This is a genomic window from Mesorhizobium sp. M1295 (assembly GCF_040318135.1).
GTDB lineage: Bacteria > Pseudomonadota > Alphaproteobacteria > Rhizobiales > Rhizobiaceae > Mesorhizobium.
This window is the reverse complement of sequence record NZ_JAMYLU010000006.1, coordinates 113,058-139,919: the sequence shown is the minus strand read 5'-3', so window position 1 is coordinate 139,919 and position 26,862 is coordinate 113,058. Positions and strand designations below refer to the sequence as shown.

The window sequence follows — 26,862 nt, the reverse complement described above, 5'->3', positions numbered from 1 at the left end:
CCCCTCCGGCTGGCTGGACTTCGCCCGGCTTCGGCCGTGTCCCGCAGCGCGATTCACCCGGAGAGATTCGCCTGCCACAATAATCACCGGCAGCAAGATTCCAATGGACCTGAGCCGTCGAGCCGCGACGAGGAGTTAATCGGCGGAGTACCTCAAGCTTTCGGTAACAGTTTGCTCATGCTTATGCGCTCCTCGACCTCGTATCCGCACTTTCGGTAGAACCCAAGAACCGTCGAATTGGAAGCGACAATTTGGAGGTTGATCTTTATGCAACCAAGGCCGGCGAGCCGCCTTTCGGCCTCATGGATGAGGGCCTCGCCGATCCCTTTTTGGCGATGGGACTGCAGGGTAGCGATGCGCGATATCTACCCTCGATGGCCGTCATACCCGGCCATGATCGATCCGACGACCTGATCGGCCTCTATCGCCACCAAAAGCAGGTTCGGCTGATGCCTCAGCTTCCCGCGAAGCGGGAGCGATCGTAGTTGCGCGACATCTCGAGCCCAGACTATCCGGCTCTATAGTGGAGCGTTACGGCGACCCAGCAGCAGAGCGATGCCCAACGCCGGAAGCGTCGCCATCGCGACGGCGAAGAAGACGAATTGCAGCCCGGCCGATGCGGCGACCAAGCCGAGCGCCGGACTGCCGAAGCCGAGCGCCACGTCGAGGAAGACGGTGTAGAGTCCCATGGCCAGGCCGCGGCTGCGTGGCGGAAGACGGCTCACGGCCTCGGCACCGAGGCCGGGATAGACCAGCGAGTAGCCAAGGCCAGTCAGGCCCGCTCCGATGGCGGCTAGAACGGGCCCGGGCGCAAGCCAGATCAGCATCAGCCCTGCAGCCTCGACAGCCACGAAGATCATGGCGACCCGTGCGCCCCCTAACCTGTCAGGCAGGTGGCCGAAGCATAGCCTTGCCACGATCAGCGACGCGGCATAGGCCGTGAAGGGAAGCCAGACCGGCTGCCAGCCCCGCTCGGCAAAGAGCAGCGCGCCGAAGGCCAGAATCGCACCATAGCCGAGACTGCTGAAAGCTGCTCCCACTCCGGGAAGCCAGACCGCTTGCGCCACGCTCCTCCATGACTGCGGCACGCTGCTCGCGGCGGCGCTGGCGCCGCGCATCGGCAGGATGGCAAGCAGCGTTGCAAGTGGCAGGACGATCGTCGCCAGTGCGATCGCGGTGAAGCCGCTCGCCGCATAAAGCGCAGATCCGATCGGCGCGCCTAGCGCGAGTGCTGCGAACATCGCCGTGCCCACCCAGGCTATGACCTTTCCGGAGTTCTGTCCGCCCGCAAGGGAGAGGCCCCAGGCGACGCCACCGGTGATGATGAAGCTCTCAGACGCGCCCAGTACCGCCCGGCCGGCGAACAGCGCCGATGCGGACGCCACCGGCCGGTCGAGCAATGTCAGTGAGCCGAGGTAAAATAGCCCCGCCACGGCAGCGGCAATGAGGCCGACGACGACGGCCCTCTTGCCGCCGCGCCCATCGGCATAGTTTCCAGCCCCAATGCGCGACAGCATCGAGGCGACGAACTGGCTGCCAGTGACCAGCCCGACCGCGAAGGGGCCGAAGCCGAGCTGCTGGTGAAGATGCAGCGGCAGGACGGGTAGCGCCAAGCCGATCAGGAGGAAGCCGGCGAAGACAGCCGCCATGATTGGCACCAGTTCCGCTATCGCGCCATTTCGGTCTGAAGTCCGCGCCATTGTGGCCACCGATAAAACTTTGACAGTCGGGCTGTTCCGATCAGTAACGTTCGTAGGTCACGCGCCAGCCTTCGGCCGGATTGTCCGGCGTCAGGACCAGTTTGTTGTCCGAGACTTCGAATTTGCGTTTCATGCTCTTCCCGACAAGGTTGCGGACCAGGGAGGACTCGATCGTGATGACGAAGGTCTTGTCCTGGTCGTCGATAGCGACCGGCCCGTAATAGGCTTCGTAGCCATTCTCTGTGTAAGGCGTGTCCGGTGCCTTGGCGTCGGGGTTCTGCGCCTGCACCGACAGGGTGCCGGCCTCGGTGAAGATGACCTGGCCGGAATATGGCACGGGCTTGAGGCTTCCCTCGGCACCGGCCTCGAGCGACCTCATGCGCCATGCGCCGATGATCGGCGACTCTTGCGAGAAAGCCGGCGTGGCGACCGAAAGCGCAAGGGCGGCAATCTTCAATCTCATCGTCATATGTCGTTGTTCCTTTTCTGATTTGTGGGTGCGGACAGGCCGTCCGCCCAATCTTCGCTCACACCGAAAGCATGACCTTGATGGCGCGCCGCTCGTCCATGGCGCGGTAGCCTTCAGCGACCTCGGCCAACGGCAGCTTGAGGTCGAAGACCTTGCCGGGCTTGATCCGACCTTGCAGCACACGGCCCATAAGGTCGGGCAGGAAGCGGCGCACCGGCGCCGGGCCGCCCAGCATGCGCTTCTGGCCGAAGAACAGTTTTTGGCCGTCGAAGTTCACGCCGTGCGGCACGCCGACATAGCCGATGGTGCCGCCGGGGCGAGAGCAGGCCAGCGCCTGGTCGAAGGATTCCGCCGTGCCGACGCATTCCAGCACCGAGTCCGCGCCGACGTCCTTGGTGAGCTCTTTGATCCGGGCCACACCTTCCTCGCCGCGCTCGGCGACGATGTCGGTCGCGCCGAACTCGCGGGCGAGTTTTTGGCGGCTGGCGTGCCGGCTCATGGCGATGATGCGCTCGGCGCCCATCTCCTTGGCCGCAAGCACGCCCATCAGGCCGACCGCACCGTCGCCGACCACCACCACCGTCGATCCTTCTCGGACCTCGGCTGCGTCGGCCGCATACCAGCCGGTGCCGAGCACATCGGACACAGCCAGCAGGTCAGGGATGAGTTCGGCCGGCGGCACCTCGGCGGTGGCGACCAGTGTGCCATCCGCCAACGGCACGCGGGCGTAAGGCGCCTGCGCGCCCGACATGAACTCGCGCTGCACACAGGACGACTGGAAGCCGAAGCGGCAATGCGGGCAGGTATTGTCGGAGAGGCAGAACGAGCCGACGACGAACTGGCCGGGGCGCACCGTGCGCACCTCTGCGCCGACCTCGACGACGATGCCACAATATTCGTGGCCCATATGCATCGGGCCGTCGACCCGCTGCAGCCCGCGATAGGGCCACAGATCCGAGCCGCAGATGCAGCTTGCCGAGAGCTTGATGATGGCGTCCGTCGGCCGCATGATTTTCGGATCAGCGATCTCCTCGCAGCGGATGTCGCCCGGTTTGTGAAGAACGGTTGCGAGCATTTTGGTTCCTTTCGAGTGGAGAAGATCAAGCGCGGTAGTCGGCGTCGCTGACATGTTCCAGCCAGTCCACGACCTTGCCGTCCTTGACCTCCTGGAGAGCAATGTGGGTCATGGCAATCTGAGCCGACGCGCCGTGCCAGTGCTTTTCGCCGGGCGCGAACCAGACGACGTCGCCGGCACGGATTTCCTCGACCGGGCCAGCCTCGCGCTGCACGCGGCCCAGGCCCGAGACGACGATCAGCGTCTGGCCGAGCGGATGCGTGTGCCAAGCGGTGCGGGCGCCGGGCTCGAAGGTCACCTGTGCGCCTTGAACCCGCCCGGCATCGAAGGGATTGAAGAGCGGATCGATCCGCACCGTTCCGGTGAACCAGTCAGGTGGTCCCTTGCCGGAAGGCCTCGTGCCAGCGCGAAGAATGTCCATGGTGATCTCCTTTGTGTCCTCAAGTGCGTTCGATGCGAAGCGGGAACTCGCCGCGAATGTGCAGGGCCTGCTCGCCCTCGTCGAAGCGGCCGAGCCTGATCAGCCCGGGATGGCGATAGTCGGCGTAGAACATGGCCAGGTTACCCCAGGACGTGAAATAGCAGAGGTCGTAGGGCTGCTCGTTGGCGAACGGACCACTTCCCTTCTCTGTCAGCTTGCGCGGCAGATAGGCGATCTTCTCGTTATGCGCGTAGTCCTCGATCTTGAGATCGAGCGGCAGCATGGAAAAGAAATCGCGCGCCGACGGATTGTCGTAGAGCGTGGCGGTCATGATGCGGCCGTTGAAAATCATCCTGATCTTCATGTTGGTTGACTCATGGCTGACTGGGGCTTCGCCTTCTTGGCTGGCGGCTGCTCGAGGCAGGGCCGCCACCGCGAGCGCGGCGCCGAGCAATGTCCGGCGGTTAAGCGGCGCACGCTCGATGATCATGGCAAAGATCTCCGGGCCATATGCGATGCGGCAAGGGCGGCGAGCGCCGATCCGCAGAGCAGCACTGCACCTAGAGTGAACGCTCCCCACCAGCCGACCGTATCGAAGAGCGTGCCGCCGATCGCGGCGCCGCCGGTGATGGCGAGCTGGATGACTGCCACCTGCAGCCCGCCGCCGGCCTCTGCGTCGTTCGGCAACGTCCGGCTGAGCCACGTGCCCCAGCCAACGGGCGCGGCCGTGCCGAAGAAGCCCCAGGCAACGAGCAGCAGCGCTGTGGGAACGGGGAGGGCACCAAGGGCGATGAGCGCAGCGGCCAAGGCCGCCATGACCAGCGGGATGACGATGAGGATGCTGAACAGACGCGTGGACAAAAGCCGGCCGACGCACCATGTGCCGAGCACCCCCGCCAGCCCCATCGCCAGCAGGATCGCCGAGAGAGCAGCGATGTCGAGCCGGGTGACGCCCTCGAGGAAGGGCCGCAGATAGGTGAAGAGCGCGAACTGGCCCATGAACAGCATCATGATCGACGCCATGCCGATGGCGACGGGAAGACGGCCGAGGAGCGCCAGTGGATTGCCTGAACGCTTCCCCCGGCGCGGGGGCAGCGCCGGCAGGCTTGTCCACTGCCAGGCCAGCGCCAGAAGCCCAAACGGCACGACGAGGAAGAAAGCGCCGCGCCAGCCGACATAGGCGCCAAGAAAACTGCCCAGCGGCGCGGCGATGGTGGCCGCAATGGCATTGCCGGCGTTCAGCATGGCGAGACCCTTCGGAACCATGTCTTGCGGCACGAGGCGCATGACGATCGCGGTCGACATCGACCAGAACCCGCCGATCGCGATGCCGAGCAGCGCCCGGCCGACCATGAGGAACGCGTAGTTCGGCGCGAAGGTGACAGCCAAACCGGACACGATGAGGAGGAGGGTGAAGCCGGTCACGACCAGTCGGCGGTCGATATGGCGCGTGAGGCCGGCGACCAGCAGGCTGGTCACGACGGCGAAAACGCCCGAAATCGAGATCGCCTGTCCCGCGCGGCCCTCGGTGATGCCGAGATCGGCCGCTAGCGGCGACAGCAGGCTGACCGGCATGAATTCCGACGCGATGAGCACGAAAACACACAGCGCCATCGCCAAAACCGCGCCCCATGCGGCGCGGTCACCGACAAGCCTTGTGTCGTACGTCGTTTCCATAATTGGCATCCTTGCAGGGCGACCGGGCGGATCAGCCGCCAACGCCGTCGCGATGCCAGAAGATATTGCAGAGGAACCCATTCTATTAGACTAAGTAATTCGCATGGACTTATCTGCTCATGATATAAATATCCGACGGGAGGTACCCTATGCAGCGCGATGGCATGAAGGATCTGCTATGGTTCGTGGCGGTCGCGCGGGAACGGAGCTTCACCAAGGCGGCGGCCAAGCTCGGAACCTCGCAGTCGACCCTGAGTTCGACAATCAAGGAGCTTGAAGCTCGTCTCGGCGTCCGCCTGCTGACACGTACGACGCGGAGCGTCGCACCGACCGAGGCCGGCGAGCGACTTTTCCAATCTCTTGTTCCCCGCTTCGAGGAAATCGAAGCGGACCTCGCAAGCCTGGTGGCCTTTCGCGACAAGCCCTCCGGAACGGTCCGTATCACGCTTTCCGACCATGCGCTCCAGACGACCGTCTGGCCGAAGCTGCAGCCCTTGCTCAGCGACTATCCTGACGTGTGCGTCGAACTCTACAGCGACAACGGCATGAAGAACATTGTGGAGGAGCGCTTCGACGCAGGCGTGCGGCTTGGTGAGAGCATCGACAGGGATATGATCGCAGTGCGCATCGGGCCGGATTGGAGGCTCGTGGCCGTGGCTTCGCCGGAGTACTTTTCCCGCCATCCGGTTCCGACCGCACCGCAGGATCTGGTCGATCATGACTGCATTAATATGCGGCAGGCGACGTTCGGCGGATTATATGCCTGGGAATTCGCCAGGGATGGCCGCGACCTTCGTGTGCGCGTGGAAGGCCAGCTCACCTTCAATTCGTCCATTCCCATGATCGAGGCTGCGATAAGCGGTTTCGGGATCGCCTATGTCCCGGAAAACCTCGTCAGCCACCACATCGCCAAGGGATGCCTTAGGCTCGTGCTTGACGACTGGAGTCCGCCATTTGCGGGCTATCACCTCTACTACCCGAGCAGGCGACAGCTCTCGCCTGCGATGGCGGTGATCATTGAGGCGCTCCGCCATCGCATCTGACTCCCAAGACTGTGCCTATGAATCATGAAGCTGACATTGGTAAATGGTAGGTTCTGATCCAAGCCATTTGACTTCTACGCTGCGGGCGGCTGCTTTCGCCTCAAAGCAGACGTGTAGCTCGCTCGCCTCTATGTCTGTGATTGACACAGAAGCAGTCATCGAAAAGGAGCCAAACTCGCCGGCTGAACTGGCCAAGAATTCTCGTGGATAGCCAAGGTTTTTCTCGAGCCTAGGCCAAGTCTTGGTCGTCGATGGTAGGGACACGGTTGTCCAGTTATCCCCCGGCAAGACGCGGCAGCAGGAATATCTCCGCCCCTTCCGGCAGTTCCTTCGACCAGGTGTCGCGATAGATCGTCCCGTCGATGGCGACGGCGATGCCGCGATCGATGTAGGGCTCGAGGCCGGGATACTGTTCAGCCAGCTTCCTGAACAGCTCCCGAATATCCTTCGCCTCGATCTCGACCTTGCTCTTGCCTCCGGCGATCGCGCCGAGCGATCCCCAGAGCGTTACTTCAACCATCAGCCTTCCCGTTCCGCCTCGATCGCCGCCAGGATGCGCGGCGGCGACATCGGTATATGCGCCATGCGCACGCCGACCGCGTTCGAGACTGCATTGGCGATCGCCGCCAGCGGCGGCACGATCGAGGTCTCGCCGACGCCGCGCACCCCGTAGGGATGGTTAGGGTTGGGGATCTCGAGGATCTGTGTGTCGATCATCGGCAGGTCCGAGCAGACCGGGATGCGGTAGTCCAGGAAGCCAGGGTTCTGCAGCCGCCCGTCCTTGCCGTAGATGTACTCTTCGTTGAGCGCCCAGCCGATGCCTTGCGCGGCACCCCCCTGGTACTGCCCCTCGACGTAGGTCGGATGCACCGCCTTGCCGGCGTCCTGAACGACGGTGTAGCGCAGCACCCTGGTGAAGCCGGTCTCCGGATCCACCTCGATATCGCAGATATGGGTGGCGAAGGAGACGCCGGCGCCGTCGGCGACGAGCTCGCTGTGGCCGGCGATCGGTCCGCCCGTCTTTCCGGAAGCGGCCGCGATCTCCTTCAGCGACAGCGCAGCAAGGTTGCCGTACTTCTCGCCCCTAGCGATCGCGTGGCCCTTTTCCCAGACCACGTCGTCGACCGGGATGTCCCACGTCTGCGCGGCGCGATCCCGCAGGATCTTGATGGCGTTGCGAGCGGCGGAGATCGTCGCCATCGAAGACGAGAAGGTGCCGCGGCTGCCGTCCGTCATATCGTTGTAGCCGAGGCTGGAGGTATCGGCGACCACCGCCTTGACCTGCTCATAGGGGATACCGAGCTCCTCTGCCGCCACCAGCGAAAGCGAGGCGCGCGAGCCACCCACGTCAACGGTTCCGACGGCAAGCGAGACCGAACCGTCCATGCCGATGTTGAGGTCGGTGCAGGTCTGGCCACCGAAGTTGAACCAGAAGCCGCAGGCCATGCCGCGGCCCTGGTTCTTGCCGAGCGGCGCCTTCATGTGCGGATGGCTCTTCGCCGCCTCCAGCGTTGGGCCGATGCCGATCGGGCCGTATACCGGGCCGTAGGACGATCTGGTGCCTTCCTGCGCCGCGTTCCTGATCCGGAACTCGACCGGGTCCATGCCGATCTCCTTGGCCAGCTCGTCGACCGCGCTTTCCACCGCAAACGCCGCCATCGGTGCCGACGGCGCGCGATAGGCCGCCGTCTTGGGCCGGTTGACCAGCACTTCGTAGCCGACCGTCCTGACGTTCTCGAGCTTGTAGCAGGCAAAGGCGGTCATGGCGCCGATCTCAGCCCACATGCCGGCATAGGGGCCGCAGGAATAGCGCAGCGTGGCCTCGGCCGCCGTGATCGTGCCGTCCTTACGGGCGCCGATCCTGACGTCGATCGAGGTGGCGCTAGTCGGGCCGGAGGCGCGGAACACCTCGTCGCGCGTCATGACCAGCTTGACCGGCCGGCCGGCTTTGCGCGACAGCGCCAGCGCCACCGGCTCGGCCCAGACATGGGTCTTGCCGCCGAAACCACCGCCGATCTCCGACGAGGTGACGCGCAGCTTCGAGGCCTCCATGCCAAGCAGCTGGGCGCAGTGCTGGCGATAGACGAAATGCCCTTGCGTGCAGACCCAAAGATCGGCGGTGCCGTCGGAGCTGAAATTGGCGACGCAGGCATGCGGCTCGATATAACCCTGGTGCGTCTGCTCGGTCTTGAAGGAGCGTTCGACGACGAAATCGGCCTGGCCGAAACCTTCATGGATGTCGCCATGGCCGTACTGGGTGCGCTTGGTGACGTTGGAAGGCTTGACGGGCTTTTGCTCAAGGCCCTCGGTGAAGATGGCGTCGTTGAGCACGGGTGAGGAGTGCTTCATCGCCTCGTCGACGTCGGTGACATGCGGCAGCACCTCGTAGTCGACCTCGATCAGCTTCAGTGCCTGCCTCGCCGTGCGGGCATCGACTGCAGCGACCGCGGCCACAGCATGGCCGTCGTAGAGCGCTTTCTTGCGCGCCATGCAGTTGTCGAGGATGTCGTACATGGCGGCATCGCCGTCGGTGAGGTCGGGCAGGTCGGCCGCGGTGATCACCGCCTTGACGCCGGCGAGCTTCTCCGCCTTCGACGTGTCGATCTTCCTGATCGTGGCATGCGCATGGGGGCTTCTGAGAACGCGCCCGACCAGTTGCCCGGCCATGTTGAAGTCGGCGCCATAGCGTGCGCGGCCCGTCACCTTGTCGACGCCGTCGGGACGGATGGGGCGCGTGCCGACAGAGGTGAAATTGCGTCCGGAGTAACGTGGATCGAAATTCATCGTCATGCTCCCTTCATCACGCTCGCGGCGTCCTGAACGGCACGCACGATCTTGTCATAGCCGGTGCAGCGGCAGAGGTTCCCGGCGAGGCCGAAGCGGATCTCCTCCTCGGTCGGATCGGGGTTCTTGGCCAACAGGTCCTTGGCCGCCATGAGGAAGCCCGGCGTGCAGATGCCGCATTGAAGCGCGGCGTGTTCCAGGAATTTCTGCTGCAGCGGATGCAGCTTGTCGCCATGCGCCATGCCCTCGATGGTTTCGATGCGCCGCCCTTCAGCCTCCGCGCCGAGCACCAGGCACGAGCACACCAGCCGGTCGTCGAGGATGATGCTGCAGGCGCCGCAGTCGCCGGTGCCGCAGCCTTCCTTGGCGCCCGTCAGCCCCAGGCGATCGCGCAGGACATCGAGCAGCGTCTCGTCCGGCTGGCAAAGGTACTCGACATTGTCGCCATTGATTGTCGTTGATACTGCCACACCAGCCATCATTTGCCTCCTGCACGTGCATAGGCGGTCGTGGCGGCCCGCTTGGCCAGCACACCCGCAACTTTCCGTCTGAATTCGATAGTGCCTCGCTTGTCGTCGATCGGACGACAGGCCCCCGAGCAGACCTTGGCGAGCCTCTCCAGCGTGGCTTCGTCCAGCTTGGAGCCGATGAGAACCTCGGCGGCCTCCTCGACCAGAATCACCGTCGGCGCCACGGCGCCCAGCGCCAGGCGGGCGAATTTGACGCGACCTTGCTCATCGAGCATCAGGTTCACGCCGGCGCTTACCACCGCGATGTCCATCTCCGTGCGAGGAATGAAACGCAGATAGGCATCGCCCGAACGCGGCAGACGTTTGTCGAGCAGGATTGCCTCGATGATCTCGCCCTTGGCCAGCGACGTCTTGCCCGGCCCAGTCGGTACCGCTTCCACTGCAATCGTGCGCCTGGTTCCCGGGCCGACGACCACCGCCTTGGCGCCAGCGGCCACCAGCGCCGGCACGCTGTCGGCGGCCGGCGAGGCGTTGCACAGATTGCCGACGATGGTGCAGCGTCCCTGCACCTGCTTCGAGCCGATCAGGTTCGCAGCTTCGACGACGCCGGGCCATGCCTTCTTCAGGGCCTTGCTCTCGCCCAGCACTGCGCAGGGGACCGCCGCGCCGATGCTGAAGCCCTCGGCTGTTTCCCTGATCTCGCCAAGCCCGTCGATCGCCTTGATGTCGACGATCAGGTCGGGTTCGATAAAGCCGCCTTTCATTCTCACCAAGAGGTCGCTGCCTCCGGCAAGGATGGCGGCCGTGCCGGCTGAGCCGGCCAACAGGCCGGCGGCGTCTTCAATTGAAAGCGGACGTATGTAACGCATCGTCTCCCCTTAGTGGTCATAGTCACATCAACTGATATAAACCGTCTCTCCACAATGGCCATCCCATTCGTGCATTCGCGGATTGGGCCAAGCGCCGCAATTTTCATTTGCTCGACCAACTGGACGCGCCGCCGGCCATTAATGCTCGATCGGTCCCTTCGGCATCACCAGCGCCGTGCCGGCTGTCGTCGGCCGCTCGATCATACGGCGGACGCGGGGTGGCTCGTTGCCGCTGTGCAGGGCCCTTATGCGCTCGCCGATGACCGCGTCGGCGTAGGTGGCGCGCCTGTTGTGGCGGATATATTCGACCCAGGTTGGCGTGTGGTAGTGCTCGATCCATATCGAGGGATTTTCGAGATCGCGCGCCAATGTCCAGTTGCGGGCGCCGTCACGACGGCGGATGCGGCCCCGTTCGGCCATGGTGGCGAGGAATTCCGGCACGTCCTCGTTGCGGATCACGTATTCGATCATGATGGCGATGGGACCACTGCGCGGCTTGAGATCAAGCGCCAGATGCGGCTCCTGGAAGCGGTTAAGCGGATCGAGGTTGAGCACGGCCTGCTGCGGCAGCGGCAGCAGCAGGCCAATGGCGCCTCCCGCCAGCATCGCGACGCTGGCCGCCATCAGGGCGACTTCGGCGCCATGGGCGTCGGCAACGACGCCCCAGACCCAGCTGCCGAGCGCGATGCCGCCGAAGGTTGCGGTCTGGTAGACCGAAAGCACGCGGCCGACCACCCAGCGCGGTGTCGACATCTGCACGGTGACATTGAAGTGCGAAAGCGCTGTCACCCAGCAGGCGCCGCCGACCAGCAGGCCGAGTGAGGTCTGCCAGGCATTCTCGCTGACGGCGGCATTGAAGGCGCAGACAGCGAAACCGGCGAATGCCATGCGCACCATGGTTTCGCTGGACAGCAGCTGCCGCAGCCTGACGCTGGTCAGCGCGCCGCCGACGGCACCGATGCCGAAGGCGCCGAGCATGATGCCGTAGCTCAGCGCATCGCCCTTGACGACGTCGCGCGCGACCAGCGGCAGCAGCGCCAGGACCGCGCCGGCGCTGAAGCCGAAAGCCGAGCTCCTGACCAGCACCTTGCCGATATTGGGCGACATCGCGACGTAGCGCAGGCCGGCGCCCATTGCGGCGCCCAGCGTCTCGCGCGGCAAAGTCGATGCCGGCAGTTCCGGTCTCCAGCGGGCCAGCACGACGATAAGGCCGACATAGCTCAGCGTGTTGACGGCAAAGGCCGCGGCGGCGCCTGCGGCGGCAACGATGATGCCGCCGATCGCCGGGCCGACGCTGCGCGTCAGGTTGAAGCCCATCGAGTTGAGCGCGATCGCCGCCGGCACCTTGGGACGGGGCACCATGTCGCCGACCGAAGCCTGCCAGGACGGGCTGTTGAGCGCGGTGCCGCTGTCGATCAGGAAGGTGAAGGCGAGCAGCGTCCACGGCGTCATCAGGTCGAGATAGGTGAAGACGGTGAGAAGAGCCGAGACGGCGAGCATGAAGATCTGCGCGATCAGCATGATTTTGCGCCGGTTGAAACTGTCGGCGATGGCGCCGGCCAGCAGCGCGAAGAGCATGATCGGCAAAGTGGTAGAGGCCTGGACCAATGCGACCTGGTAGGACGAGGTAGCGATCGTAGTCATCATCCAGGCGGCACCGACGCCCTGGATGAGGCCGCCGAAATTGGAGACGAGGCTGGCGGACCACACCGCCCGGAAGATGCCGTGCCGGAACGGCGCCAGCGCCGAGGCGCTTTCGCTTTCCGGTGTGTCGTCGTTCATCGATGCTTTCCCGGGCTCAAATGCGTTTGTTCTTGCGATGAATCGGCCCCTCAAGCCATGGATTCAAAAAATAGAACATCACAGCGCAAAGGGCGAACGCATTCTCGAGAAAGATCATGGTCCAACAACAAGATAGCGAGCGCGGAGCCCGTCCGCGCGCGCCATAGCGGGCTCACTGCATGCCGTCCCTGACGATCGCCGCCACTTCGATCAAGCCTTCGAAATTGTCGGTGCGGCCCTGGCGGATGTCTTCGGTTTCGCGCAGCAGCCACAAACCGATCGAGATGAGATTGGCGCGCAGCTCCGTGGGCAGGGCGCTGTCGCCAGAGCGGAGATCTTCGACGAAGGCGGTCCAGACGCGACTGGTGAAATGCAGGGCCTCGGCCGCTTCCAGCGAATCGCGGCCAGCCGCCATCGCCGCCAACAGCATGTGGATCGAACGGCTAAGAAGCTGCCGATGCCTGGCCCCGGCAGCGGTCTGCATTTCGGCTCGGGGGAATTGATACATCGTTGCTGCTCTACCGCTCCGTCGGCGTTGTCAGGTCAGGAAACTCAACAGATCGAGTTGCGAGATTTGATCCAGATGCTGGCATCGCCAGCTGCCGAATACGCATCACTTCACCAGGGACACCACCACGCGACGCCGCGCACAAAATCGCACCTGTTGCAGGGAGCGCGAATCCGGCTCCGGAATGGTTCCGGAACATGAGGTTTTGGTGGTCGCCGCGTCCCCCGAGGAACGGCTGATTCGGCTACAATCTAACCGTAGACGAATCCGACATCAAACGCGATTTGACTGAAACGAATTCCATCGGTCGAGGCGCTCCGACGGTACATTTTCGAAGCGCCCGTGTGCTTTGCGGCGGTCGGATCCAACTGCAAGTGTGCCGTATCGGCAGTTCGTCGATTGCGATAGGCTCCTGCTGTCGGGACGGATGGGGCGTCTGTCTCGGTTTGGGGTAACGCCGGTTGCATGCCACTGCGCGACAGAGCGCGGATTCGTGAAACTGGCTTTGGGGAATTGGGGGAAACAATGGGCGATTCAATTCAGGAAATAACGTCCGTCTCGTGGTTCGGGCGGATCAAGCGCGCGGTCGGCGGGATCGTTTTCGGCTTGCTCTTGATCGTGCTGATGGTGATCGGCCTGTTCTGGAACGAGGGTCGCGCCGTGCAGACGGCGCGTTCGCTGGCCGAGGGGTCGGGCGCGGTGATCTCGGTTGGCGCCGATAGCATCGATGCTGGCAATGACGGTAAGCTTGTCCATGTCACCGGGGCGGTGACGGCGAGCAGCGGCCTTGCCGATCCGGACTTTGGCATTTCGGCGCAAGGATTGCGGCTGTCGCGCAGCGCCGAGATGTACCAGTGGAAAGAAGAACAGAAATCCGAGACGACGAAGAAGCTTGGTGGCGGCGAGGAGACGGTGACGACCTACAGCTATTCGAAAGTGTGGGACGACAGCCAGATCAACTCGTCGGAGTTCAAGAAGCCGGACGGCCATGAGAATCCGCCGATGGAGATCCACAGCACGAGGTTCCAGATCCCGGACGGCAAGCTCGGTGCCTTCACGCTCGACCGGCCGGTGCTGGACCTGATCGGCGGCGACAAGGAGTTTTCACTGTCACCGGACCAGTCGGCTACCATCGATGCCGCCTACACCGGCACCAAGCGGGTCAACATCGTCGACGGAAAGATCTATCTCGGCTTCAACACCACGTCGCCGGCGCTCGGCGACTATCGCATTGGCTACGAGCTGGCGCCGCTCGGCCTGGTCAGCGTCGTCGCGCGCCAGGCAGCGGGCGGGCTCGAACCCTACCAGACAAAGGCCGGCGACCAGTTGCTGATGGTCGACATCGGCAATGTGCCGGCGGAAAAGATGTTCGCCGACGCGGTCAGCCAGAACATGCTTATCACCTGGCTGCTGCGCGCCGCCGGCCTGCTGCTGTTGGCCATCGGCTTTGCCCTGCTGCTCAGCCCGATTGGCGTCGTCCTCGACGTTATTCCTTTGCTCGGCAGCGTGGCGCGGATGGGCACCGGCATCATTGCCTTTTTCCTGGCGATCCTGGTCGGCACGACGACGATGGCGATCGCCTGGTTCTGGTACCGGCCGGTGCTGGCGGCAGGCATCCTGGCCGCCGGCGTCATCGCGGCGGCGGCGGTCTATTATCTTGGCCGCTCGCGCAGGCAGGCCGCACCGCTTGCCACGCCGAGCGCCGCTACATGATTGCAGGCACCGGCGGCACTTCTAGCGGTCCTCGAAGCCGGTCAGCACGCCGACGGCGTTGACGCCGATCTCCTCGACGGCGTAGCCGCCTTCCATGACGAACAGCGTCGGCAGGCCGAGCCTGGCGATGCGGCGGCCGATTCTGGGATAGTTTTCCGTTTTCAGCTTGAACTGGCTGATCGGGTCCTTCTCGAAAGTGTCGACGCCGAGTGAAACCACGACGACGTCAGGAGCATAAGCCGAAAGCCTCGTGCAGGCCTCCTCGAGTGAGGCGTTCCACACGTCCCAGCCGGTGCCGAAGGGCATCGGATAATTGTCGTTGAAGCCTTCGCCGTCGCCCTCGCCGCGTTCGTCGGCATGGCCGAGAAAGAACGGATATTCGGTCATCGGATCGCCATGCAGGTTCAGCACCTGCACGTCGCCGCGGCGATAGAATATCTCCTGGGTGCCGTTGCCGTGGTGATAGTCGATGTCGAGGATCGAAACGCGCCCGGCGCCATGGTCGCGAAACCTTTGCGCGACGACGGCGGCGTTGTTGATGAAGCAATAGCCGCCCATGAAGGCCGCCCCTGCATGGTGCCCCGGCGGGCGGCACAGCGCGAAGGCGGAAGGCTCACCGGCCTTGACCAGCGCGGCGGCTGTCAGCGCGACATCATAGGACGACTTGATAGCGTCCCATGTGCCTTTGACAAAAGTCGCGCCGCCGTCGAAGGAGTAGAAGCCGAGCAACGCATCGATGCCTTTCGGGCGCACGTCGCCGCGCAGGCCGCGCGTCGGCCAGGTGAAGGGAATGGCCGAACCGGTGCGGCCCGACGCTTCCCAGAGCGGCCACACGGTCGGCAGGAAATCGATGTAGTCGCTGGCATGAACCTTCTTGGCGGCGGCGAGGTCGTGACTTTCCGGTGACAGGATCGGACCGAGCTTTTCGCTCTCCACCCGCGCCCTGATGAACTCGGCGCGCGAGGGCTTTTCAAAAGCCGGCACGATGGCGCCGGCGATCAGTTCGACATTGCCGGAATGGCCGGCATGGAGAGGCGAAAAAACAGTCTTCATGAAATCTTTCCGTGGTGAGACGCGGCGACCCTAACCGTCCTGCATGGCCCTTCACAAGGCGCTGGGCCAACCAGCCATGGCTTGCTGGCACGGCAGCCGGTCGTCTAGCCTGCCGGCAGCGCAACCAAACCGTGGGAAATCATGAGTTCAAATGCCGACCTGATCGTCACCAATGCCCGCGTGCTGACCATGGATGAAGGCAATCCGACGGCCGACGCGGTGGCGATAAAGGACGGCAACATCCTGGCGGTTGGCGATCGCCGGACGATCGAGGCGCTGAAAGGGCCGGCCACGAAGGTCATCGATGCGCAAGGCGGGTCGGTGGTGCCGGGCTTTATCGAAGCGCATATGCATCTTTTCGGCGGCGCGGCCGAACTCGACAATCTGCACCTTCAGGGCGTGCATGGCTTCGATGCGCTGAGCGACGCGATCCGCGCCTACGCGGCGGCACGGCCGAACGCCAAATTGCTGCTGGGGGCCGGCGTCGACTACACTATCCTTTCCAAGGAAGAGCCGGTCACCCGCCATCATCTCGATCGCATCATCGCCGACCGGCCGTTCGCGATGTCGGCTTCCGATCACCACACGATGTGGGCCAACACAAAGGCGCTGGAACTGGCTGGCATCCTGCACGGCAAGCAACTCGGTCCCGGCAACGAGATCGTCATGGGAGCGGATGGCCTGGCGGCGGGCGAATTGCGCGAGGGCGAGGCGTTCGGGCCGATCCTCGAGCTTTCCGGGCAGAACCGCGTGCGGCTCGGCCTTGCGACAGGCGGCGAGCCCGAGCCGTACCCTTCCGCCGCCGAAGTCGCTGCCGATCGCGACCTGATGCATCGCGGGTTGGAATGGTGCGCCCGCCACGGCATCACCTCGATCCAGAACATGGACGGCAATTTTTACCAGCTCCAGCTGCTAGCCGGGCTGGAACAGGAAGGGCGGCTGCTCTGCCGCACCAAGATACCTTTTCATTTCAAGAATTTCATGACGCTCGACGTGCTGGAAAAGGCATCGAGCATGGCCAACTCCTACCAATCGGAATGGCTGTCGTCCGGCATGGTCAAGATGTTTTACGACGGCGTGCTGGAAGGCTGGACCGCGGTCATGGTCGACGACTATGCCGACCGGCCGGGCTGGCGCGGTGAGCCGCTGTTTACGCCCGAGCATTTCGCCGAGGTGGCGCTGGAGGCCGACCGGCGCGGCCTGCAGATCGCCGTGCATTCGATCGGCGGCGGCGCGGTGCGCGCGGTTCTCGACGGTTACGAGGCGGCGCAGCGGAAGAACGGCAGGCGCGACAGCCGGCACCGGGTCGAGCACATCGAGGTCACCACTGCCGCCGACGTGCCGCGCTTCGCCGAACTCGGCGTCATCGCCTCGATGCAGCCGCCGCACCCGCCCGGCGCCATGGACTTCCCGCTGGAGCCGACGCTTTCGCGCATCGGCCGCGAAAGATGGCCGCTGAGCTATGCCTGGCGGACACTGAAACAGGCGGGCGCGCATGTCGTCTTCGCTTCCGACTGGCCGGTGTCGCGGGTCGACCCGATCCTGGGCATTCAGGCGGCGGTGCTGCGCAAGCCTTGGGCAGAGGGCGATCCAGACCAGAGCTTCTCGCTGATCGAGGCGCTTGCCGGTTATACGGTCGAAGGTGCCTATGCCGAATTCATGGAGCACCGCAAAGGCCGGCTGAAACCAGGCTATCTGGCCGATCTGGTGGTGCTGTCGGCCGATATCGAGGCAACTGAACCGGGTTTGCTACACAAGGTGCATCCGGTCAGCACCATCTGCGGCGGCAAGATCACTTACCAGGGTTGATGATGACGCTGACGATGGCACGGAGCTTGCATTCTGAACCGAGGTCCAGATGCATGGTTGCCAAGCCGACCGGCATATGCTGACAATCGAATGGGAACTGGATCCGCCATCAAGAGCGGACATGAAAATGGGGTAATGCGTGCCGGATCAACCGGGTAAGAGTGCAATCGAGGTCCGCGGCGTCCGCAAGGTGTTCGGTACCGGGGACGCACAAGTCGCCGCTCTCGACACGGTTTCGGTGTCGATCCGCGAGAACGAGTTCTTCACGCTGCTGGGGCCGTCCGGTTGCGGAAAGACGACGCTGCTTCGGCTGATCGCCGGGTTCGATTTCCCCAGCGAAGGCGAAATCCTGCTGCACGGCCAGGACATCGCGCCGCTGCCGCCGTTCAAGCGGCCGGTCAACACCGTGTTCCAGTCCTATGCGCTGTTCCCGCACATGACGGTGGCGGAGAATATCGGCTTCGGGCTGGAGATGCTGGGCAAGCCGAAGACCGAAATCAAGGCACGCGTCGCCGAGATGCTGAAGCTGGTCAAGATGGAGGCGCTGAGCGCCCGCCGCACCAGCCAGATCTCCGGCGGCCAGCAACAGCGCGTGGCACTGGCGCGCGCTCTGGCGCCCCAGCCGAAAGTGCTGTTGCTCGACGAGCCACTGTCGGCGCTCGACTACAAGCTGCGCAAGGAAATGCAGATCGAACTGAAACGGCTGCAGCACCAGACCGGCATCACCTTCATCTTCGTCACCCACGACCAGGAAGAAGCGCTGACCATGTCGGACCGCATCGCCGTGATGTCGGCCGGCAAGATCCTGCAGGTCGGCACGCCCTGGGACATCTATGACAAGCCGGCCGAGCGCTTCGTCGCCGACTTCATCGGCGAAACCAATTTCCTGACCGCTGCCATCACCGGCATCGACAACGGCAAGGCGCGTGCGACACTCAAGTCCGGCGCGACGATCGACGCGACCGTGGCTGAGGGCTTCCAGCCGAAGGCGAATGCCACCCTGGTGGTCAGGCCGGAACACGCAAAGCTGACCGGCGGCAAGGGCGATCTTTCCGGAACCGTCGAAAACATCGTCTATTTCGGCACCGACACGCATATTCATGTCCAACTGGACAGCGGCGAAGCCTTCACCGTGCGCCAGCAGAACACGCGCAGCGCAGGCTGCGGTTTCGAGCGGGGCGACAAGGTCGGCGTCTCGATCGGCAACGACGCCGCGCAAGTGCTGAGGGATTGATGGCGAGCGCGGAAGAAGTCGCCAAGGCGGCCGAACGGCGCGACATCCGCGACCGCTGGCTGCTGTCGGCGCCGGCCCTGCTGATCATCTTCCTGGCAGCGACCGGCCCATTGCTGATCGTGCTGGTCTATTCGCTCCTGACGCCGGGTCCTTATGGCGACGTGAAGTGGCAATTTTCGCCGGAGGCCTGGATTTCGGTGTTCATGGAACGCGACATCTTTGACGACACGCTGTCGCTCGCCGCCGCCCACGTCACCATTTTCTGGCGCTCGATCAAGCTTGCCATCGCGACCACGCTCGCCACCTTGGCGCTCGGTTTTCCGACCGCCTATTTCATGGCAACGCGCAGCGAGAAGACGCGCGATCTCTGGCTGTTCCTGATCACCATACCGTTCTGGACCAACTTGCTGATCCGAACTTTCGCCGTGCTGCAGATCATCCGCAATGAAGGTCTGATCAATACAGTGCTGCTCAAGCTCGGCATCATTTCCGCGCCGATCCAGATACTCTTCACCGACACAGCGATCCTTATCGGGATGGCCTATGTCTATCTCCCGCTAATGGTGCTGCCGATCTATGCCAGCATGGAGAAGCTCGATTTCCGGCTGGTCGAGGCCGGCTACGATCTTTATGCGACGCGCTTTCAGGTGCTCAGACGCATCATTTTCCCGCTGGTCAAGCCCGGCGTGATCGCTGGCTCGATCCTCGTCTTCATTCCAGCGCTCGGCGCCTATGTCACGCCCATCTTGCTCGGCGGCGGCAAGACCATGATGCTCTCCAACCTGATCGAGATGCAGTTCGGGCAAGGCCGCAACTGGCCGCTTGGCTCGGCCCTGTCGATCGCCGTCATGATCATCGTCATGGTGGCGCTGCTTGCCTATGTGCGTAACGCCGGCCGCTCAGAGATGCGCCATGGCTAGAAGCTTCGCAATCAAGCATCAGCCAGGATTCACCGCGATCGCCGCGACCTGTTTCGTCGTGCTCTATCTGCCCATCGTCATACTCGTCGTCTATGCCTTCAATGCCGCGACTTCGACCTCCGAATGGGGCGGTTTCTCGCTCAAATGGTTCCAGTCGGCTTGGCAGAATACGCAGGTGATCGACGCCACGCTGCGTTCCTTCCAGATCGGCGCCATTGCGGCAACCCTTGCGACCATCGCGGCGACCATGGCGGCGCTCGCGACAACGCGCACGGCAGCCTATCCGGGCCTGACTTTCAAATATGCGGCGATCAACCAACCGCTGATGGTGCCGGAGATCGTCACCGGCGTGGCGCTGCTGATCTTTTTTTCGCGCATAAAGATATTCACCGGCTATTCGGGTCTCGGCTATCTGATCGCCGCGCATACGGCCTTTTGCATTCCCTTTGCCTATCTGCCGATTCGGGCACGGCTGGAGAACATGGACCTGACGCTGGAGCGCGCTGCCGCCGATCTCTATGCGACGCCGTGGCGGACGTTCCGTCGCATCACGTTGCCGCTGCTGTGGCCCGGCATTCTGGCCGGACTGATGCTGGCCTTCGTCATCTCGCTCGACGATGTCGTCATCACCGAGTTCGTGAAATCCGGCGGCCAGGACACGTTGCCAACCTACATGCTCGGCCAGATACGCCGAGGCATAACGCCTGAAATCAACGCGATTTCGACCGTGTTCCTGCTCTTGTCGGTCGCCATCGTGACGTTGTTTTTCTTCATCAGCAGGAAACGGGACTGAGCATGAAAATGGGAGTTAGAACATGAACTGGAAGACAACAGCGACCGCCATCGGGTTGGCATTGCTCGCCTCGACGAGCCTGGCTCGCGCCGACGGCGAATTGAACATCTACAATTGGGGCAACTACACCAGCCCCGACGTGATCAAGAAGTTCGAGGAAAAATACAACGTCAAGGTGACCATCACCGACTACGATTCCAACGACACGGCACTGGCCAAGGTTCGCCAGGGCGGCACCGGCTTCGACATCGCGGTACCCTCACAAACCTTCGTGCCGATCTGGATCAAGGAAGGCCTCGTTCAGGAAACCGATCCGGGCAAGATGGAGAACTTCAAGAACGTGGCGCCGGAATGGGCCAATCCCGATTTCGATCCCGGCCGCAAATATTCCGTGCCCTGGGCCTGGGGCACCGTAGGCATCGTGGTGAACACCGACGCCTACAACGGGCCGTCGGACAGTTGGGGCATCATCTTCAATACGCCCGATGGACTGAAGGGCAAGGTCAACGTCGTGCCGGAAATGAACGACGTCATGTTCGCGGCGACCAAATATGTCGGCGGCACGCAATGCGCCAGCGACAAGGAAACGCTGAAGAAAGTGCGCGACACGCTGGTCGCGGCCAAGCCGAACTGGATCGCGATGGAATACAACACAATCGAGAAGATGGGCGCAGGCGATTTCAAGGCGACAAGCGACTGGAACGGCTCGGCTCTGCGCCAGCGGCTGGCGAACCCCAAGATCCACTATTTCTATCCCAAGGAAGGTTTTGGTCTCTGGAGCGACAATGTCATGGTCCTGAAGGATGCCAAGAACATCGAGAACGCCAAGCTGTTCCAGAACTTCATCATGGATCCGGAGAACGCCGCCGGCCTGTCGGCTTTCCACCGCTATGCCAACGGCATTGTCGGTTCGGACAAGTACATGCCGGCCGACATGAAGGACGCGCCGGAGGTCATTATCCCGGAAGCCGTCAAAGCGCGTGGCGAGCTGCAGAGACTGTGTTCCCCGGAGGTGCAGGACATCTACAGCAAAATCTGGACCGAATTGCAGAAGTAACCCGGCCCACCCGGCGGCATTGCCGCCGGGTTTTTCCGGCGATCGGCCGTGCACGGCATCGACGCGGTGCTCGCTTAGGGCACAACAATAATCCGGAAGGAAGCGCCATGGCCGGCAAGACCGCGTTCGAAACCAGATATGGCTTTGCCCGAAACCAGGTGCTGCTCGGCAATTGGCGGGAAAGCCCGTTCAGCCGGTGGTCGTTCCAGAATGCCGGCGAGCTGGTGCCGAGCGCTGCCGTGGCGGCAAAGCCGGGCAGCAGCGAGGCGCCGGCGCGGGATTTCGGCGAGCTACTTGGTGAAAAGGTCGCTCTTGCAGGCGGCGCGGAGACTGTCGCAGCTTTTCTCAAGCGCTCCGATACCGACGCGCTGACGATCATGAAAAGCGGCAAATTCGTTGGCGACTGGTTCGCACCGCATATGGAATTCGGGGCGCGCCACATCGTCTTTTCGATCAGCAAGTCGCTGACCGCGATTGTTGCCGGGATATTGGCAGGCGAGGGGATTTTCGATCCGCAGGCTCCGGTAAGCCGCTATCTGCCCGAAGCTGCCGGCTCGGCCTATGGCGATGCGAGTGTGCGGCACGTGCTCGACATGAGTGTCAGCCTCGACTTCGAAGAGGCCTATCTCGATCCGGAAAGCGCCTTCGCCCGCTATCGCCGCGCCATGCTGTGGAATCCAGGCGGGGGCACCGAGAGCCTGGCCACTTTCCTCATGACGCTGCAGGGCCTGGCCGAGCCGCATGGCCGGACGTTCCGCTACCGTTCGCCCAATTCCGACCTGCTCGGCATCCTGCTCGAACGTGCGTCGGGCCGGCGCTTCGCCGATCTGATGCGCGAGAAATTATGGGAGCCGCTCGGCGCTGTCAGCGAAGCTTCGGTAACCGTGGACATGGAAGGCACGGCGCGTACGGCCGGCGGCATTTCGGTGACGCCGCGCGACCTCGCCCGGGTCGGCGAGATGATGCGGCAAGGCGGCATGGCCAATGGCTGCCGTATCGTGCCGGAGAGCTGGGTGCGCGACACGACCGAAACTGGCGGTGACGCCGAGGCTTGGCAACGCGGCACGATGGCGTTCCTGTTTCCGCGTGGCCGCTATCGCAACAAATGGTACCAGACGGGCGCGGCAAGCGGCGCCTTCTGCGGCATCGGCATCCACGGCCAGTGGCTTTACGTCAATCCGAAGGCCGAAATGGTAATCGCAAAGATGTCGTCGCAGCCGGTACCGGTCGACGATCCGCTCGATTTGGATATGATTTCTTTCTTCGAGGCGCTGAGCCGGATGGTCTGATCCGATCCAGACAGCCGCGCCTTTCCTGTGGACCTCTCGCCGGGTTGAAAATGGCGCAGTTGGCGCATCGGTGCTCTGCGCCTATGGTCGCGTCTCTTTTCGACGAAGAGCAGGATCGACATGGCATCCGACATCAAGCGCATCGCAACCATCATAGCCGCCGAGATCGGCGCCCGGCCCGAACAGGCCGCGGCGGCGATCGGCTTGCTCGACGACGGTGCGACCGTGCCGTTCGTTGCCCGCTACCGCAAGGAGGTCACCGGCGGCCTCGACGACACGCAGTTGCGCGACCTCGCCGAGCGGCTCGCCTATCTGCGCGAGCTCGACGCGCGCCGCGACACCATCGTTGGTTCGATCCGCGAGCAGGGCAAGCTAACGGAAGAGCTTGAGGCAAAGATCGCTGCGGCCGTCACAAAGGCCGAGCTCGAAGACATCTACCTGCCTTACAAGCCGAAGCGCCGGACCAAGGCCGAGATCGCACGCGAGCGCGGACTGGGACCGCTGGCGGAAACTATCCTGGCCGATCGTGCGGCCGTGCCGGCCGAGCTGGCGCTGGCCTACATCAGCGAAGACGTGGTCGATACCAAGGCCGCGCTCGAAGGTGCACGCGATATCCTGTCCGAACAGTTCGCCGAGAATGCCGACCTGGTCGGCAAGCTCCGTGCCTACATGAAGGAACGCGCCTTCCTGCGCTCGCGCGTCGTCGACGGCAAGCAGGAGGCGGGCGCGAAATTCTCCGACTATTTCGACCATGTCGAGCGCTGGGCCAACGTGCCCAGCCATCGCGCGCTGGCCATGCTGCGCGGCCGCAACGAGGAGGTTCTGTCGCTCGATATCGAGGTCGATGCCGACGATGCCTCGCCGGTGAAACCGGTCGAGCGGATGATCGCCGACGCCTACGCCATCGGCCGCCAGTTGCCAGGCGACCGGTGGCTGATGGAGGTCGCCGGCTGGACCTGGCGCATAAAGCTGTCGCTGCACCTGACGCTCGATCTGATGCGGGACTTGCGCGAGCGGGCCGAGGAGGAAGCAATCCATGTCTTCGCCCGCAATCTCAAGGATTTGCTGCTTGCCGCGCCCGCCGGCTCACGGCCGACGATGGGCCTCGATCCGGGCATCCGCACCGGGGTCAAAGTGGCGGTGGTGGACGGCACCGGCAAGGTTCTGGCGACGACGACGGTCTATCCGTTCCCGCCGAAGAACGATGTCCGCGGCACGCAGGCCGAACTGGCCAAGCTCATCCGGCTGCACAAGGTCGAGCTGATTTCGATCGGCAACGGCACTGGCAGCCGCGAGACCGAAAGGCTGGTGGCCGACATGCTGGCTGATATGCCGGCCGGGTCCGGGCCGAAGCCGCTCAAGGTGATCGTCAGCGAGGCCGGCGCCTCGGTCTATTCGGCGTCGGCAACGGCGGCGGCGGAATTTCCCGGCCTCGACGTGTCGCTGCGCGGGGCGGTGTCGATCGCGCGGCGCCTGCAGGATCCGCTCGCCGAACTGGTCAAGATCGAGCCGAAGTCGATAGGCGTCGGCCAGTATCAGCACGATGTCGACCAGTACCGGCTCGGCCGCTCGCTGGAAGCGGTGGTCGAGGATGCGGTCAACGCCGTCGGGGTCGATCTCAACACGGCGTCGGCGCCGCTTCTGGCGCGGGTTTCGGGTCTCGGCACATCGCTGGCCGAAGCGATCGTTGCGCATCGCGATGCCTCCGGCCCGTTCGCCAGCCGCCGCGAACTGTTGAAGGTGGCGCGGCTCGGACCCCGCGCGTTCGAGCAATGCGCCGGCTTCCTGCGCATTCCCAACGGTAGCGAACCGCTCGATGCCTCAGCCGTGCATCCGGAGGCCTATGGCGTGGCGAAAAAGATCGTCGCCGCCTGCGGGCGCGACCTCCGCTCGCTGATGGGCGACAGCGCCGCACTCAAGGCACTCGATCCGCGCGTCTTCGTCGATGAACGCTTCGGCCTGCCGACGGTGCGCGACATCCTGTCGGAGCTGGAAAAGCCCGGCCGCGATCCGCGCCCCGGCTTCAAGACCGCGACCTTTGCCGACGGCATCGACGACATCAAGGATCTGAAGCCCGGCATGCAGCTTGAAGGCACCGTCACCAATGTCGCGGCCTTCGGTGCCTTCGTCGATATCGGCGTGCACCAGGACGGATTGGTGCACGTCTCGCAACTGGCGGATCGGTTCGTCAAGGACGCGCACGAGGTGGTCAGGGCCGGCGACGTGGTCAAGGTGCGCGTCGTCGACGTCGATATCAAGCGCAAGCGCATCGGTCTGTCGATGCGCAAGGACGGCGACGGTGGCGCACCGAAGCCGCGCGACAATGGCAACAGGCCGGTGCCGCGCGCGCCCACGCCCCAACGCCAGCCGGAGCGGCCGGCGCAGCAGGGCGCGTTCGGCGCCGCTTTGGCCGATGCGTTGAAGCGCAAGTAATTCGCGAGCAGGGCTACGCCAGGTCAGAAGGCGGCGCTCGACATTGATGATCCATCACCAATGCTCATGGATCGGCGAAGCTATTTCGTTTGATTTTTTGGGGACGGAAGCCGATAAGCCGCGCGTTTCAAGATTTCTGTTTGATGCATGTCGTTATCCCCAAGCTGCCGAACACCCTCGGGTCAGGCCCGTGGGCAAGCTTTGGGCGACATGCATGAGTTTGGGAGACCGAGAGCCATGGCCGCCGATAAGAATGCATTCGTCTGGGACGATCCTTTCCTGATCGAGGACCAGCTTTCGGAAGACGAGCGCATGGTGCGTGATGGCGCCGCGGCGTTTGCCGCCGACAAGCTCGCTCCGAAGATCGAGGAAGCCTATCTCGAGGAGAAGACCGACGCCGGGATCTTTCGCGAAATGGGCGAGGCCGGTCTGCTCGGCATCACCATCCCCGAGGAATATGGCGGGCTCGGCGCCAACTACGTCACCTACGGGCTGGTGGCGCGCGAGGTCGAACGCGTCGATTCCGGCTATCGCTCGATGATGAGCGTGCAGTCGTCGCTGGTGATGTATCCGATCCATGCCTATGGCTCGGAAGAGCAGCGCAAGAAATACCTGCCGAAGCTGGCGTCGGGCGAATGGATCGGCTGCTTCGGCCTGACCGAGCCGGATGCCGGTTCCGACCCAAGCGGCATGAAGACGCGGGCCGAGAAGACTGCGAGCGGCTACAGGATCTCCGGCTCGAAAATGTGGATTTCCAACGCGCCGATCGCCGACGTGTTCGTCGTCTGGGCAAAATCGGCCGCGCATGACAACGAGATTCGCGGCTTTGTCCTGGAAAAGGGCATGAACGGGCTGTCGGCGCCGAAGATCGGCGGCAAGCTGTCGCTGCGAGCGTCGATCACCGGCGAAGTGGTGATGGAAGGCGTCGAAGTCGGCGAGGACGCGCTGCTGCCCAATGTCTCGGGCTTGAAGGGGCCGTTCGGCTGCCTCAACCGCGCGCGCTACGGCATCTCCTGGGGCGCCATGGGCGCGGCGGAGGATTGCTGGCACCGCGCCCGCCAGTATGGCCTCGACCGCAAGCAGTTCGGCAAGCCGCTGGCCGGCACGCAGCTTTTCCAGAAGAAGCTCGCCGACATGCAGACCGAGATCGCGCTCGGCCTGCAGGGCAGCCTGCGCGTCGGGCGGCTGATGGATGAAGGCAAGATGGCGCCGGAGATGATCTCACTCGTCAAGCGCAACAATTGCGGCAAGGCGCTCGACATCGCCCGCCAGGCCCGCGACATGCATGGCGGCAATGGCATCCAGATCGGCTACCACGTCATGCGCCACGCCCAGAACCTGGAAACCGTCAACACCTATGAGGGCACGCATGACGTGCATGCGCTGATCCTCGGACGGGCGCAGACCGGGTTGCAGGCGTTCTTTTAGCATTGGCAGATGTCCTCCGCTTCCAGGACGCCACTGCTTCGCATCTCCCCTCGCAAAGCGGGAGATCGGCAATTTTCGCCGACGGTGCCACATTTTGTTCTTGCTTTGTGCCGGCAGCTATGCTACTAATTTGGCTATGGTGCTAATTGGCACCGACGACCCGCCCACCGAGGCGGGTTTTCTTTTCAGCTCTTTTGGACCAAGCGTCGCGCGGGTTGCCGATCATCGATATCGGCGGGACAGTGCCCGGTGCTGACCCACCGGCCTTCGGCTCTGCAGCGTTGCAACGTCTGCCGCCACGCTGCGGAATCCCAGGGTCGGCGCCCCGTTTGTGA

25 protein-coding genes are annotated in these 26,862 nt (G+C 63.7%); 11 read left to right on the top strand and 14 right to left on the bottom strand.

Annotation, left to right across the window (positions count from 1 at the left end; all coding sequences use genetic code 11):
- Positions 1-152 precede the first annotated feature (152 nt).
- Entirely contained in the window at positions 153-308 is a 156-nt protein-coding gene (locus tag NKH29_RS11340; protein ID WP_352515705.1) for a GNAT family N-acetyltransferase, read from the bottom strand.
- Between NKH29_RS11340 and NKH29_RS11335 the strand changes: the two genes are divergently transcribed.
- Positions 252-485 (top strand): hypothetical protein, encoded by a 234-nt coding sequence (locus NKH29_RS11335; protein WP_352481969.1) that lies wholly within the window; start codon positions 252-254, stop codon positions 483-485. The two genes, NKH29_RS11340 and NKH29_RS11335, sit on opposite strands and share 57 nt — an antisense overlap.
- A gap of 33 nt (positions 486-518) precedes the next feature.
- Here NKH29_RS11335 and NKH29_RS11330 read toward each other — a convergent pair whose 3' ends face one another.
- From NKH29_RS11330 to NKH29_RS11305, 6 genes are read right to left on the bottom strand one after another with little or no spacing between them, the layout of a single operon-like run.
- Positions 519-1,700: an arabinose transporter gene (locus NKH29_RS11330; protein WP_031194356.1), complete on the bottom strand. Its 1,182-nt coding sequence runs from the start codon at positions 1,698-1,700 to the stop codon at positions 519-521.
- 40 nt (positions 1,701-1,740) lie between these two features.
- Entirely contained in the window at positions 1,741-2,169 is a 429-nt protein-coding gene (locus NKH29_RS11325; RefSeq protein ID WP_352481972.1) for a lipocalin-like domain-containing protein, read from the bottom strand.
- 58 nt (positions 2,170-2,227) lie between these two features.
- The gene (locus NKH29_RS11320) at positions 2,228-3,244 is read right to left on the bottom strand and encodes a zinc-dependent alcohol dehydrogenase family protein (protein ID WP_352494728.1); all 1,017 of its coding nucleotides are present in this window, start codon (positions 3,242-3,244) and stop codon (positions 2,228-2,230) included.
- Positions 3,245-3,269: 25 nt separating this feature from the next.
- Complete coding sequence (locus NKH29_RS11315) at positions 3,270-3,665, bottom strand: (R)-mandelonitrile lyase (RefSeq protein WP_352481974.1); 396 nt, start codon at positions 3,663-3,665, stop codon at positions 3,270-3,272.
- A gap of 19 nt (positions 3,666-3,684) precedes the next feature.
- A complete protein-coding gene (locus tag NKH29_RS11310) occupies positions 3,685-4,155 on the bottom strand; it encodes a cyclophilin-like fold protein (protein ID WP_023720225.1) in 471 nt (156 codons plus the stop codon).
- Positions 4,152-5,342 carry an MFS transporter gene (locus NKH29_RS11305; RefSeq protein WP_352481976.1) on the bottom strand — a complete coding sequence of 397 codons (1,191 nt, stop codon included), beginning with the start codon at positions 5,340-5,342 and terminating at the stop codon, positions 4,152-4,154. Before NKH29_RS11305 ends, NKH29_RS11310 begins: the two co-directional genes overlap by 4 nt.
- Before the next feature lie 149 nt (positions 5,343-5,491).
- Here NKH29_RS11305 and NKH29_RS11300 point away from each other — a divergent pair, with 149 nt between their 5' ends.
- A complete protein-coding gene (locus NKH29_RS11300) occupies positions 5,492-6,385 on the top strand; it encodes a LysR family transcriptional regulator (protein ID WP_023720226.1) in 894 nt (297 codons plus the stop codon).
- A gap of 274 nt (positions 6,386-6,659) precedes the next feature.
- Here NKH29_RS11300 and NKH29_RS11295 read toward each other — a convergent pair whose 3' ends face one another.
- The 6 genes from NKH29_RS11295 to flaF all read right to left on the bottom strand — a co-directional run bounded on the left by NKH29_RS11295 (position 6,660) and on the right by flaF (position 12,798).
- The gene (locus tag NKH29_RS11295) at positions 6,660-6,905 is read right to left on the bottom strand and encodes a MoaD/ThiS family protein (protein ID WP_023675441.1); all 246 of its coding nucleotides are present in this window, start codon (positions 6,903-6,905) and stop codon (positions 6,660-6,662) included.
- Positions 6,905-9,169 (bottom strand): xanthine dehydrogenase family protein molybdopterin-binding subunit, encoded by a 2,265-nt coding sequence (locus NKH29_RS11290; protein WP_352494729.1) that lies wholly within the window; start codon positions 9,167-9,169, stop codon positions 6,905-6,907. The genes NKH29_RS11295 and NKH29_RS11290 overlap by 1 nt, the downstream gene beginning before the upstream one ends.
- A gap of 2 nt (positions 9,170-9,171) precedes the next feature.
- The gene (locus NKH29_RS11285) at positions 9,172-9,648 is read right to left on the bottom strand and encodes a (2Fe-2S)-binding protein (protein WP_023720228.1); all 477 of its coding nucleotides are present in this window, start codon (positions 9,646-9,648) and stop codon (positions 9,172-9,174) included.
- Positions 9,648-10,508, bottom strand: a complete 861-nt coding sequence (locus NKH29_RS11280) for an FAD binding domain-containing protein (RefSeq protein ID WP_352494731.1) — start codon at positions 10,506-10,508, stop codon at positions 9,648-9,650. Before NKH29_RS11280 ends, NKH29_RS11285 begins: the two co-directional genes overlap by 1 nt.
- A 138-nt stretch (positions 10,509-10,646) precedes the next feature.
- Complete coding sequence (locus NKH29_RS11275) at positions 10,647-12,290, bottom strand: MFS transporter (RefSeq protein ID WP_352590627.1); 1,644 nt, start codon at positions 12,288-12,290, stop codon at positions 10,647-10,649.
- Positions 12,291-12,462: 172 nt separating this feature from the next.
- Positions 12,463-12,798: a flagellar biosynthesis regulator FlaF gene (flaF, locus tag NKH29_RS11270; protein ID WP_352481979.1), complete on the bottom strand. Its 336-nt coding sequence runs from the start codon at positions 12,796-12,798 to the stop codon at positions 12,463-12,465.
- A gap of 525 nt (positions 12,799-13,323) precedes the next feature.
- On the opposite strand from flaF, the gene NKH29_RS11265 reads away from it, so the two are divergent.
- A complete protein-coding gene (locus tag NKH29_RS11265; protein ID WP_352999599.1) occupies positions 13,324-14,511 on the top strand; it encodes a TMEM43 family protein in 1,188 nt (395 codons plus the stop codon).
- 21 nt (positions 14,512-14,532) lie between these two features.
- Here the strand turns inward: NKH29_RS11265 and NKH29_RS11260 are convergent, their stop codons facing one another.
- Positions 14,533-15,564, bottom strand: a complete 1,032-nt coding sequence (locus tag NKH29_RS11260; protein WP_352481981.1) for a histone deacetylase family protein — start codon at positions 15,562-15,564, stop codon at positions 14,533-14,535.
- A gap of 141 nt (positions 15,565-15,705) precedes the next feature.
- Between NKH29_RS11260 and NKH29_RS11255 the strand changes: the two genes are divergently transcribed.
- From NKH29_RS11255 to NKH29_RS11220, 8 genes are all read left to right on the top strand, one after another.
- On the top strand, positions 15,706-17,373 hold the full coding sequence (locus NKH29_RS11255) for an amidohydrolase (protein WP_352999598.1): 1,668 nt from the start codon (positions 15,706-15,708) through the stop codon (positions 17,371-17,373).
- A gap of 139 nt (positions 17,374-17,512) precedes the next feature.
- A complete protein-coding gene (locus tag NKH29_RS11250) occupies positions 17,513-18,607 on the top strand; it encodes an ABC transporter ATP-binding protein (protein ID WP_352909176.1) in 1,095 nt (364 codons plus the stop codon).
- Positions 18,607-19,527, top strand: a complete 921-nt coding sequence (locus tag NKH29_RS11245; RefSeq protein ID WP_352857055.1) for an ABC transporter permease — start codon at positions 18,607-18,609, stop codon at positions 19,525-19,527. The genes NKH29_RS11250 and NKH29_RS11245 overlap by 1 nt, the downstream gene beginning before the upstream one ends.
- Complete coding sequence (locus tag NKH29_RS11240; protein WP_023720239.1) at positions 19,520-20,320, top strand: ABC transporter permease; 801 nt, start codon at positions 19,520-19,522, stop codon at positions 20,318-20,320. The genes NKH29_RS11245 and NKH29_RS11240 overlap by 8 nt, the downstream gene beginning before the upstream one ends.
- 22 nt (positions 20,321-20,342) lie before the next feature.
- Positions 20,343-21,377, top strand: coding sequence for an ABC transporter substrate-binding protein (locus NKH29_RS11235; RefSeq protein WP_352999596.1), 1,035 nt, complete (start codon positions 20,343-20,345; stop codon positions 21,375-21,377).
- Positions 21,378-21,484: 107 nt separating this feature from the next.
- Positions 21,485-22,666, top strand: a complete 1,182-nt coding sequence (locus NKH29_RS11230) for a serine hydrolase domain-containing protein (RefSeq protein ID WP_352481984.1) — start codon at positions 21,485-21,487, stop codon at positions 22,664-22,666.
- A gap of 120 nt (positions 22,667-22,786) precedes the next feature.
- Positions 22,787-25,099 (top strand): Tex family protein, encoded by a 2,313-nt coding sequence (locus tag NKH29_RS11225; protein WP_352999594.1) that lies wholly within the window; start codon positions 22,787-22,789, stop codon positions 25,097-25,099.
- A gap of 237 nt (positions 25,100-25,336) precedes the next feature.
- A complete protein-coding gene (locus NKH29_RS11220) occupies positions 25,337-26,527 on the top strand; it encodes an acyl-CoA dehydrogenase (protein ID WP_352999593.1) in 1,191 nt (396 codons plus the stop codon).
- Positions 26,528-26,862 lie beyond the last annotated feature (335 nt).

Coding starts and splice junctions, on each gene's coding strand:
- NKH29_RS11260 (WP_352481981.1), bottom strand. CDS start 15,564: ATGAAGACTGTTTTTTCGCCTCTCCATGCCGGCCATTCCGGCAATGTC.
- NKH29_RS11305 (WP_352481976.1), bottom strand. CDS start 5,342: ATGGAAACGACGTACGACACAAGGCTTGTCGGTGACCGCGCCGCATGG.
- NKH29_RS11230 (WP_352481984.1), top strand. CDS start 21,485: ATGGCCGGCAAGACCGCGTTCGAAACCAGATATGGCTTTGCCCGAAAC.
- NKH29_RS11245 (WP_352857055.1), top strand. CDS start 18,607: ATGGCGAGCGCGGAAGAAGTCGCCAAGGCGGCCGAACGGCGCGACATC.
- NKH29_RS11290 (WP_352494729.1), bottom strand. CDS start 9,169: ATGAATTTCGATCCACGTTACTCCGGACGCAATTTCACCTCTGTCGGC.
- NKH29_RS11320 (WP_352494728.1), bottom strand. CDS start 3,244: ATGCTCGCAACCGTTCTTCACAAACCGGGCGACATCCGCTGCGAGGAG.
- NKH29_RS11310 (WP_023720225.1), bottom strand. CDS start 4,155: ATGATCATCGAGCGTGCGCCGCTTAACCGCCGGACATTGCTCGGCGCC.
- NKH29_RS11275 (WP_352590627.1), bottom strand. CDS start 12,290: ATGAACGACGACACACCGGAAAGCGAAAGCGCCTCGGCGCTGGCGCCG.
- NKH29_RS11285 (WP_023720228.1), bottom strand. CDS start 9,648: ATGGCTGGTGTGGCAGTATCAACGACAATCAATGGCGACAATGTCGAG.
- NKH29_RS11330 (WP_031194356.1), bottom strand. CDS start 1,700: ATGGCGCGGACTTCAGACCGAAATGGCGCGATAGCGGAACTGGTGCCA.
- NKH29_RS11240 (WP_023720239.1), top strand. CDS start 19,520: ATGGCTAGAAGCTTCGCAATCAAGCATCAGCCAGGATTCACCGCGATC.
- NKH29_RS11225 (WP_352999594.1), top strand. CDS start 22,787: ATGGCATCCGACATCAAGCGCATCGCAACCATCATAGCCGCCGAGATC.
- NKH29_RS11295 (WP_023675441.1), bottom strand. CDS start 6,905: ATGGTTGAAGTAACGCTCTGGGGATCGCTCGGCGCGATCGCCGGAGGC.
- NKH29_RS11300 (WP_023720226.1), top strand. CDS start 5,492: ATGCAGCGCGATGGCATGAAGGATCTGCTATGGTTCGTGGCGGTCGCG.
- NKH29_RS11315 (WP_352481974.1), bottom strand. CDS start 3,665: ATGGACATTCTTCGCGCTGGCACGAGGCCTTCCGGCAAGGGACCACCT.
- NKH29_RS11220 (WP_352999593.1), top strand. CDS start 25,337: ATGGCCGCCGATAAGAATGCATTCGTCTGGGACGATCCTTTCCTGATC.
- flaF (WP_352481979.1), bottom strand. CDS start 12,798: ATGTATCAATTCCCCCGAGCCGAAATGCAGACCGCTGCCGGGGCCAGG.
- NKH29_RS11325 (WP_352481972.1), bottom strand. CDS start 2,169: ATGACGATGAGATTGAAGATTGCCGCCCTTGCGCTTTCGGTCGCCACG.
- NKH29_RS11255 (WP_352999598.1), top strand. CDS start 15,706: ATGAGTTCAAATGCCGACCTGATCGTCACCAATGCCCGCGTGCTGACC.
- NKH29_RS11280 (WP_352494731.1), bottom strand. CDS start 10,508: ATGCGTTACATACGTCCGCTTTCAATTGAAGACGCCGCCGGCCTGTTG.
- NKH29_RS11235 (WP_352999596.1), top strand. CDS start 20,343: ATGAACTGGAAGACAACAGCGACCGCCATCGGGTTGGCATTGCTCGCC.
- NKH29_RS11265 (WP_352999599.1), top strand. CDS start 13,324: ATGGGCGATTCAATTCAGGAAATAACGTCCGTCTCGTGGTTCGGGCGG.